This window comes from Thiocapsa roseopersicina, assembly GCF_900106925.1.
Taxonomy (GTDB): domain Bacteria; phylum Pseudomonadota; class Gammaproteobacteria; order Chromatiales; family Chromatiaceae; genus Thiocapsa; species Thiocapsa roseopersicina.
Window position 1 is genome coordinate 136,526 of the sequence record NZ_FNNZ01000014.1, and the last position, 8,526, is coordinate 145,051.

Annotated in this window: 7 protein-coding genes and 1 pseudogene; all 8 read left to right on the forward strand. The window is 61.8% G+C overall.

All coding sequences use genetic code 11. The features are described 5' to 3' along the window. Positions 1-544 precede the first annotated feature (544 nt). Complete coding sequence (locus BLV04_RS15415) at positions 545-2,671, forward strand: type I restriction endonuclease subunit R (RefSeq protein WP_245731911.1); 2,127 nt, start codon at positions 545-547, stop codon at positions 2,669-2,671. Continuing rightward, positions 2,628-3,326 carry a type I restriction-modification enzyme R subunit C-terminal domain-containing protein gene (locus BLV04_RS25700; RefSeq protein WP_245731912.1) on the forward strand — a complete coding sequence of 233 codons (699 nt, stop codon included), beginning with the start codon at positions 2,628-2,630 and terminating at the stop codon, positions 3,324-3,326. Before BLV04_RS15415 ends, BLV04_RS25700 begins: the two co-directional genes overlap by 44 nt. Continuing rightward, positions 3,326-3,586 (forward strand): hypothetical protein, encoded by a 261-nt coding sequence (locus BLV04_RS15420; RefSeq protein ID WP_093033969.1) that lies wholly within the window; start codon positions 3,326-3,328, stop codon positions 3,584-3,586. Before BLV04_RS25700 ends, BLV04_RS15420 begins: the two co-directional genes overlap by 1 nt. Before the next feature lie 3 nt (positions 3,587-3,589). After that, positions 3,590-4,000, forward strand: a complete 411-nt coding sequence (locus BLV04_RS15425; protein WP_093033972.1) for a GIY-YIG nuclease family protein — start codon at positions 3,590-3,592, stop codon at positions 3,998-4,000. A 129-nt stretch (positions 4,001-4,129) separates the two neighbouring features. Further along, positions 4,130-5,647 (forward strand): restriction endonuclease subunit S, encoded by a 1,518-nt coding sequence (locus BLV04_RS15430; RefSeq protein WP_245731916.1) that lies wholly within the window; start codon positions 4,130-4,132, stop codon positions 5,645-5,647. Beyond that, complete coding sequence (locus BLV04_RS15435) at positions 5,644-6,762, forward strand: PDDEXK nuclease domain-containing protein (RefSeq protein WP_093033978.1); 1,119 nt, start codon at positions 5,644-5,646, stop codon at positions 6,760-6,762. The genes BLV04_RS15430 and BLV04_RS15435 overlap by 4 nt, the downstream gene beginning before the upstream one ends. After that, entirely contained in the window at positions 6,759-8,237 is a 1,479-nt protein-coding gene (locus BLV04_RS15440) for a class I SAM-dependent DNA methyltransferase (protein WP_093033980.1), read from the forward strand. The genes BLV04_RS15435 and BLV04_RS15440 overlap by 4 nt, the downstream gene beginning before the upstream one ends. A 79-nt stretch (positions 8,238-8,316) precedes the next feature. Beyond that, a pseudogene (locus BLV04_RS24975) lies at positions 8,317-8,433 on the forward strand (YrrC family ATP-dependent DNA helicase); the annotation flags it as partial. Positions 8,434-8,526 lie beyond the last annotated feature (93 nt).

Consider the following 8,526-nt stretch of genomic DNA (forward strand, 5'->3'; position numbering starts at 1 on the left):
TTACCGGGGCGTCCCTGGACAGGACTTGTTCGGTGACTGGAGCCTGATCGCCTGCTGGGGTGCGCTGCACTCGCGCCGCGGCGGCCGGCGGGTCATCGCGCTGGCGTCGCTCGATGCCGGGGTCGCGGTGCTGAACGGGATCGCGAAGCGGCAGCGTCGTATGTGCCGGTGCCCCCGCCGCCCGACCCCTCGCCGGGATGAACGCGCCCGCTGCAGAACGCCTGGAGGTCGTGATGGGATGGTTTGCCCATGAGCCAATGTCCCCGAGGCGGGACGACTCGACAACTCAGACTCTAATGATTCAGGTGCCCGTCCCCGTGAGCGAGGGGGAATCAGGTCCTCAGGTAGCCGACCGACAGACACTCGGGCGGCCAACCCTCAAACGGCCCGGGCGCGTGATCCGGGGTAGACTGGCAATCCAACCTCAGCGAGCACATGCTGATTCGCTCGCCAACCACCGGCTCGGCAATCGCCGGTCGAAGGCGCGTGCAGATGACGCCGAGCCGGACCCGACGAATCGGCAGGCACTTTCGACCCAATGCCTATGACCCCGGAAGCCAAGGCGCGCCAACACATCGACCGAAAGCTCGAACAGGCCGGCTGGGTCATCCAGGACATGAAACAGCTCGACCTGTCGGTGGCCGTGGGTGTGGCCGTGCGCGAGTACCCCACCGACTCGGGTCCAGCCGACTACGTGCTGTTTGTGAACCGCCATGGCGTGGGCGTGATCGAGGCCAAGGAGGACAGCGCCGGTGAGAACCTTACCGTCACCGAAGTCCAGACCGAGCGCTACGGCACCGCCCATCTCAAATGGCGCACCGACGACACGCCGCTGCGCTTCCGGTTCGAGGCCACCGGACAGATCATCCGCTTCACGGACATCGCCGACCCGGCTCCGCGCTCCCGCGAGATCTTCCACTTCTTCAGACCCGAAACCCTGGCCGCCTGGCTGGCCCGGCCGGAAACCCTGCGTCGTCGGCTGGCCGAGCAGATGCCGGTGCTCCCCCCGCAGGACCTGCGCGATTGCCAGATCGGCGCCGTCACAGGGCTGGAACAGTCGCTGGCGCTGAACAAGCCGCGTGCCCTGGTGCACATGGCGACCGGCGCGGGCAAGACCTTCACCGCCATCACCTCGGTCTACCGGCTGCTCAAGTTCGGCGGAGCCAAGCGCATTCTGTTCCTGGTCGACACCCGCAACCTCGGCAAACAGGCCCACCAGGAGCTCATGGCCTACACGCCGCCCGATGACCCGCGCAAGTTCACGGAGCTGTACAACGTGCAGCGCTTGGCCTCGTCCAGCATCGATCCGCATTCGCAGGTGTGCATCAGCACCATCCAGCGCATGTACTCGATCCTGTCCGGCGAGCCCATGGATGAATCGGCCGAGGATGTCTCGCTCAACGAGGTGCAGCAGACGGCCAAGCAGGAAAAGCTCGTCCGCTACAACCCCGCCGTGCCGGTGGAAACCTTCGACTTCATCGTCATCGACGAGTGTCACCGCAGCATCTACAACCTATGGAAGCAGGTGCTCGACTATTTCGATGCCGGCCTGATCGGCCTGACCGCCACGCCGGACAAGCGCACCTTCGGTTTCTTCAACGAAAACATCGTCGCCGAGTACACCTACGAGCAGTCGGTCGCCGACGGTGTCAACGTCGGCTACGACGTGTACGAGATCATCACCGAGATCACCCGGACGGGCGCCGAGCTCAAGGCCCGCCAGTGGGTGGACCATCGCGACCGTCAGACCCGCAAGAAGCGCTGGGCCGAAACGGAAGACGACACCGCCTATACCGCCAAGGAGCTGGACCGCTCCGTGGTCAACGTCAGCCAGATCCGCAAGGTGATCCAGGCCATGAAGACGGCCGTGGAAACGCAGATCTTCCCGGCGCGCAAAGAGACACCCAAGACGCTCGTCTTCGCCAAGACCGACAGCCACGCGGACGACATCATCAACATCCTGCGGGAGGTCTACGGCCAAGGTAACGCCTTCTGCAAGAAGGTCACCTACCGCGCCGAGGAAGACGCCGACAGCATCCTGTCCAGCTTCCGCAACGACTACAACCCCCGCATCGCCGTGACGGTCGACATGATCGCCACCGGCACCGATGTGAAGCCGCTGGAAGTGCTGCTCTTCATGCGCGACGTGCGAAGCCGTGGCTATTACGAGCAGATGAAGGGCCGCGGCGTGCGCTCGCTTGATGGCGACAGCCTCAAGCGCGTCAAGCAACTCCGCCGACGGCGCCAAGAGCCGCTTCGTGCTCATCGACGCCGTGGGCGTCGAGAAATCGCTCAAGACCGAAAGCCGGCCGCTCGAGAAGAAACCCGGCCTGGCGTTGAAAGACCTGCTGCAAGGCGTCGCCTTGGGGCACCGCGACGACGATACCCTGCTTTCGCTTGCGAACCGACTGGTGCGATTGGCGAAGCAACTGGACGACAAGGCCCGGGCGCGAATCGAAAAGACCTCAGGCGGCATCGCGGTCGCCGATCTGGGCAAGGGGCTGATCGCCGCGCTCGATCCGGATGCCGTCGTCGCCGCCGCGCTGGCCACCGTCCGGGCCAAAGGCATCACCCGCAGCGAAGACACCCTGTCGCCCGCGGAGATCGAGACCGCCCGCGCCGAGCGCGTGGCCGCCGCCTGCGCGCCCTTCGACAAACCCGATCTGCGTGACGAGATCGAAAACGCCCGCCGCGAACGCGAGCAGATCATCGATCATATCAACCTCGATCAGGTGACCTTCTCGGGCTTCAGCGAACAGGCGGAAACCCTGGCCACTGGGCTTATTCAACGCTTTGCCGACTACATCGCCGCCCACAAAGACGAGATCGCGGCCCTGGACTTTTTCTACCAGCAGCCCTACCGGCGCCGGCAGCTTACCTTCGACATGATCGAGGAGTTGCACGAGCATCTGAGCAAACCACCGCTGATGCTGACCACCGAGCGTCTCTGGAGTGCCTATGCACGTGTCCAGGCCGGCCAGGTGAAAGGCTTGACCAGCCGCCGCCAGCTTACCGACCTGGTCTCGCTGGTGCGCTTCGCCTTGGGCCTGGACACCGAGCTCAAGCCCTTCAGCGAGCAGGTGGACAAGCGCTTCCAGGAATGGATCTTCCGCCACAATGCCCAGCGCGGAACGGCGTTCAGCCCCGAGCAGACGGAATGGCTGCGCCTGATGAAGGACCACATCGCCAGCTCGTGCAGCATCGGTCGTGATGACTTCGACTATGCCGAGCTGGCGGACAAGGGCGGCTTGCAGAAAGCGTGGGGGTTGTTCGGCAACGAGCTGGATGGGCTGATGGATGAGATGAATGAGGAGTTGGTGGCGTAATGTTGAATGATGAAGCCATAAGCGGTCTGGCGCTCAGCGAAACCAGCCTGTCCAGGGATTGGTTATCCGATGAGGAGGACGCCGCGTGGGCGCATTTGCAACCTGAACTTTCTCTAGGCGAATTCCGAAAAAGACACTTTATCAATTTTCCGTTCGTCCTGAGCTTGTCGAAGGATGAACGGAAAATTGGGCTCCGAGGATGTGCTCAGGACCGGCTGGTCGAAGGAAATTCCACGCCACCCACGAATAAGGAAGACTGAGCCGTGAAACCATTCTGGGTCTACATCCTCCGTTGCGCGGATGGCTCCTACTACACCGGCCACACGGACGATCTGGAGCGTCGGATTGGTCAACATCAGACCGGCGAATGTGATGGCTACACCGCGTCGCGGCGGCCGGTCGTCCTGGCTTGGTGCCAGGAATGCGTCACTCGCGAGGAGGCATTGTCAGCCGAGCAGAAAATAAAGGGCTGGAGCCGCAAGAAGAAGGAGGCCATGATGCGCGGCGATTGGGCGGAGGTTTCCAGGTTGGCGCGCGGCAAATCCGTTCATGCTTCGACAAGCTCAGCACGAACGGATTTGCAGGCCGTGGTTATTCCTACTACCGCCGTTCGTTCTGAACCCTTCGACTCAGCTCGGGACAGGCTTGTAGAAGGGTCTGAGCCTGTGGAATGACAGGGCTCCCCTGAGCCAAACCGAAGGGCTCACCACGATCGAATCATCACCACCGTTCGCCCTGAGCCTGTCGAAGGGCGTGAAATGGGCACGAATGCCGATGAATGAGGAGTTGGTGGCGTGAGTGATATGAATGCCGATCCACTGATATCACTCGGTGAAGCTGCGTCCGAACCCGTTGAGCAAAGCGGACCCTCGAATGATTTCGTCTACGTGGATATCAGCAGTATTGATCGCGAAAACAAGACGATCCAAGGTGCCAAGACGCTACAAGTTGATGCGACCCCAAGCCGTGCAAAGCAAGTATTGAAGTCTGGCGACGTTCTTGTCTCGATGACACGACCGAACTTGAATGCGGTTGCGTTGGTTAAAGATAGTTTTGATGGCGCAATTGGCTCAACGGGCTTTCATGTCTTGCGATCAAAATGGATGAAGCCGGAGTTTCTTTTCTTTCTCGTGCAGACAGACGGTTTTGTCGATGCAATGTGCCAGGTTGTGCAGGGCGCTCTCTATCCTGCAGTTAGACCAAGAGATATTGCTTCATTCAGATTCATCCTTCAGTCACCGAATCAGCAACTCCGAATCGTCGAGAAACTCGACGAACTGCTCTCCGACCTCGATGCCGGCGTGGCCGAGCTCAAAGCCGCGCAAAAAAAGCTGGGACAATACCGCCAGTCCTTGCTGAAAGCCGCCGTGGACGGTGCGCTCACCGCCGACTGGCGCAAGCACAACACGCCGCCTGAAACCGGCGCTCAACTGCTGCAACGCATCCTCACCGAGCGCCGCGCCCGCTGGGAAGCGAAGCAGCTTGCCAAATTCAAGGAACAAGGCAAGACCCCGCCCAAGGACTGGCAGACCAAGTATCGCGAACCGCTTGTGCCCGACACCGGCGAACTGCCTGATCTTCCCAGCGGTTGGTGTTGGGCGACGACGCAACTCGTCGGCGAGGTGCTTCTGGGTCGTCAGCGCGCGCCGCAGTACTTGACCGGGCGTTGGCCCCGGCACTACTTGCGCGTTGCAAACATCAAGGATGATCGCATCGACTTCTCGAATGTCGAGAGCATGGATTTCGATGAAATCCATTTCGATAAATATCGCCTGCTGGCAGGCGACATTCTCGTGAGCGAAGGACAAAGCCCGGAACTCGTCGGGCAGAGTGCCATTTTCCGTCGACATCACCAGCCGCTTTGTTTCCAGAAGACTCTCCATCGCTTCCGCTCCCTGCCGGGTGTTGTGCTGCCTGAGTTCGCTCAATTGGTATTCAGAACCCACGTATATAACGGAGTGTTCCGCGCCGTAGCTTCGATCACCACGAACATTGCCCACTTGACCCTGGAAAAGTTCGAGGTTGTGCGATTTCCATTGCCTCCGCTAGCCGAGCAGATCGAAATCGTTGCAGCGGCGGACCTTCGTCTTTCAGCTATTAAAGCAATGGAGAGGAGCCTGACAACGTGCTTCCAGCAATCCACCGCCCAACGCAAGAACATCCTCCGCGCCGCCTTCTCCGGCCAACTGGTGCCGCAAGATCCCAACGACGAACCGGCCAGCGTGCTGCTGGAGCGCATCCGCGCCGAACGGTCGGAACGCGAGATGCAGGCGAAGACGCGCAAGGTGGCCAAGCGGCGCGCAGTCAAGGAGCCCGCATGAGCCGCAAGCCTGCCGCCGTACCCGCCAGGAAGCAAGGGGCCAGGAAGGCCGAAACCGCGCCCTCCACTGAGTTGGCCGACGCCGACACCACCGTCGACACCGCTCTGCTGACCGACATCCAGCAGATGATCGTCGAGGCGCGCCACACGGCCGCCGTGGCGGTCAATGTCAGCCTCACCATGCTGTACTGGCGTATCGGGCGGCGTATCCGCGAAGGCGTGCTGGCCGGCGGGCGTGCCGGGTACGGGGAAGAAATTGTCGCCACACTGTCGCGACAATTGGTTGCCGAGCACGGGCGCGGGTTCGAGCGCAAGAATCTGCACCGAATGGTGCAGTTCGCCGAGGCGTTTCCCGACGAGCAGATTGTCGCCACGCTGTGGCGACAATTGAGCTGGTCGCACTTTCGCGAGCTGTTGCCGCTCAAACGCCCGCTGCAGCGCGAGTTCTACGCCGAGATGTGCCGCATCGAGGGCTGGAGCGTGCGCACCTTGAGCGAACGCATCAACTCCATGCTCTTCGAGCGCACCGCCTTGTCCCGGCAGCCCGAGGAGTTGATCCGCATGGAGCTGGCCGCTTTGCGCGCCAAAAACGAGCTCACGCCGCCCATGCTGCTCAAAGACCCCTATGTGCTGGACTTCCTGGGCCTGAACGACCGCTACCTCGAAAAGGACCTGGAAGATGCCATCCTGCGCGAGCTGGAGATCTTTCTGCTGGAGCTGGGCGCGGGCTTCAGTTTCGTGGCACGGCAGCGGCGCATCCAGCTCGACGGCGACGACTTCTACATCGACCTGCTGTTCTACAACCGCAAGCTGCGCCGCTTGGTGGCCGTCGAGCTGAAGCTGGGCGATTTCAAGGCCGAGTACAAAGGGCAGATGGAGCTTTACCTGCGCTGGCTGGCCCGGCACGACCAGGAGCCGGGTGACGGACCGCCGCTGGGCATCATCCTGTGCACCGGCAAGAAGCAGGAACAGATCGAGCTGCTGGAGCTGGATAAATCCGGCATCCACGTGGCCGAGTACCTGGCCGTGCTGCCGCCGCGCGAAGTCTTCGCACAAAAAATTCACAGCGCCATGCTGGCCGCGCGTGCGCGGTTGGACAACAAAGCCCACGAATGAACGCATCCTCCCTGGTCCAGAAACTCTGGAACTTCTGCCACACCCTGCGCGACGACGGCATCGGCTACGGCGACTATCTGGAGCAGCTCACCTACCTGCTGTTCCTGAAGCTGGCGCACGAATATGCGCAGGAGCCGTACAACCGCGACACGCGCATCCCCAAGGGTTACGACTGGGCCAGTCTCACGTCCAAGGTGGGCGAGCCGCTGGAGGCGCATTACCTCGTCACCCTGCACAGGCTGGGTCAGGAACAGGGGATGCTCGGCGCCATCTTCTTCAAGGCGCAGAACAAGATCCAGGATCCGGTCAAGCTCTCGCGGCTGGTGCAGCTGATCGATGCCGAGAGCTGGATCAGCCTGGATGCCGACACCAAGGGCGATCTGTACGAAGGACTGCTGCAGAAGAACGCGGAGGACACCAAGAGCGGCGCGGGGCAGTATTTCACGCCGCGCGCCCTGATCGAAGCGATGGTGGCCTGCGTGCGCCCCGAGCCGATGAAGACCATTGCAGACCCGGCCTGCGGCACCGGCGGTTTCTTCCTGGGCGCCTACAACTGGCTGACACGGCCCCCTTCGACAGGCTCAGGGCGAACGGGGCTGGACCGGCGCCAGAAGGAGTTTCTGCGCGACAAGACCTTCCACGGCAACGAGATCGTGCCCGGCACGCGCCGCCTCTGCCTGATGAACCTCTTCCTGCACAACATCGGCGAGCTGGACGGCGAGCCTTCCGTCGAGCGATCGGATGCGCTGATCTCGGAGCCGAAGCGGAAGGTGGACTACGTGCTGGCGAATCCGCCCTTCGGCAAGAAGAGCAGCATGACCATCACCAACGAAGAGGGCGAGGAAGACAGAGAAGCCCTGACCTACGAGCGGCAGGATTTCTGGGAAACCACGTCGAACAAGCAGCTCAACTTCCTGCAGCACATCGTCAGCATGCTGAAGGTGGACGGCAAGGCAGCGGTGGTACTGCCGGACAACGTCCTGTTCGAAGGCGGCGCCGGCGAGAAGATCCGCCGCAAGCTGCTGGAAAACTGCGACCTTCACACCGTCCTGCGTCTTCCGACCGGCATCTTTTACGCACAGGGCGTGAAGGCGAACGTGGTGTTCTTCGATGCCGCGCCCAAGGACGGCCGAATTCACACCAAAGGGGTCTGGTTCTACGACCTGCGCACCAACAAGCACTTCACGCTGAAGACGCGAACCTTGAAGCCTGACGATCTGCGCGATTTCATCGTCTGCTACAACCCGGACAACCGGCACGAGCGCAGCGAAACGGAGCGCTTCAAGTATTACAGCTACCATGAGCTGATGGCGCGCGACAAGGCCAGCCTGGACATCTTCTGGTTGAAAGACGACAGCCTGGAGAACCTTGATGATCTGCCGCCGCCGGAGGTGCTTCAACAGGAGATCATCGAGCACCTGGAAGCGGCACTGGCGTCCTTCAGGGATGTGGCCGCCGGACTGCAACGGCAGTGATGTTCACCCGCGACTCGCGCCTCTCCGGTCGTTGACGATCCCGGCCCTGGATCGCTTTCGAGGGGTCGAAAATCCGACGATGAGTCCCACCGCGCCGCGTGCATCGCGCGCCCCTACCGAGCCGCTCAGCGGCGCCGTCGAGCGCGTCACCTACCACAGTCCCGAGAGCGGCTTCTGCGTGCTGCGGGTGCAGGTGAGTACGGCCACCTTCCCTGATGGGTTTTTCCTCTTAAATCGTCAACTTGTATGAGGGAGAGCGGTGGGCCTCCCTCGGGGTGCTTGAACAACA

What these genes read in the sequence shown, in the direction of transcription:
- BLV04_RS15415 (WP_245731911.1), top strand. Translation starts at nt 545, where the DNA reads ATGACCCCGGAAGCCAAGGCGCGCCAACACATCGACCGAAAGCTCGAA.
- BLV04_RS15420 (WP_093033969.1), top strand. Translation starts at nt 3,326, where the DNA reads ATGTTGAATGATGAAGCCATAAGCGGTCTGGCGCTCAGCGAAACCAGC.
- BLV04_RS15430 (WP_245731916.1), top strand. Translation starts at nt 4,130, where the DNA reads ATGAATGCCGATCCACTGATATCACTCGGTGAAGCTGCGTCCGAACCC.
- BLV04_RS15435 (WP_093033978.1), top strand. Translation starts at nt 5,644, where the DNA reads ATGAGCCGCAAGCCTGCCGCCGTACCCGCCAGGAAGCAAGGGGCCAGG.
- BLV04_RS15440 (WP_093033980.1), top strand. Translation starts at nt 6,759, where the DNA reads ATGAACGCATCCTCCCTGGTCCAGAAACTCTGGAACTTCTGCCACACC.